This window comes from Pseudomonas sp. ICMP 561 (genome assembly GCF_002699985.1).
Lineage (GTDB): Bacteria > Pseudomonadota > Gammaproteobacteria > Pseudomonadales > Pseudomonadaceae > Aquipseudomonas > Aquipseudomonas quasicaspiana.
Window position 1 is genome coordinate 1 of record NZ_LKBT01000050.1, and the last position, 448, is coordinate 448.

The window sequence follows — 448 nt, forward strand, 5'->3', positions numbered from 1 at the left end:
GAGTACATGACGGTCAACACATTTGAGCATTACGCTCAAAAGTTTTACTTCAAATACTCTCCATCCGATAACTCCTATTCACTGATGATGAGCGATAAAGGAACACACTGGATTGGCATAACAAACACTGGTTACGCCTGGAAAACAAGCGACTCAACACGGTGTCGCCACTTCCAGCTCGTGGGAGAAGACAAAACGACAAGACTGAACCTTTCTGATTTAACTGAAGACACTGCAAAGGTATATTTGGTGCTCACGTCTGGCGGAACCACGCTGTGTACTTACAGCAAAACCACCGTTAAGAATCACTCATGGAGCTACCTGACAGCGCCTGGAGATAAAGGCGCACTGTTCAATCTGAAAATTATCGAACGAAGCGCGACCTGGCCTTGAAGCTGATGTGGCTTACAAGGATTAGGCAATTTGAACCTGCGACATCCTGGCTGAC

Annotated in this window: 1 protein-coding gene; it reads left to right on the forward strand. The window is 46.4% G+C overall.

The genetic code is table 11. The features are described 5' to 3' along the window. The coding region (locus tag AO242_RS29480; RefSeq protein ID WP_176560693.1) for a hypothetical protein at window positions 1–393 on the forward strand (393 nt) is incomplete at its 5' end. Window positions 394–448: the final 55 nt, after the last annotated feature.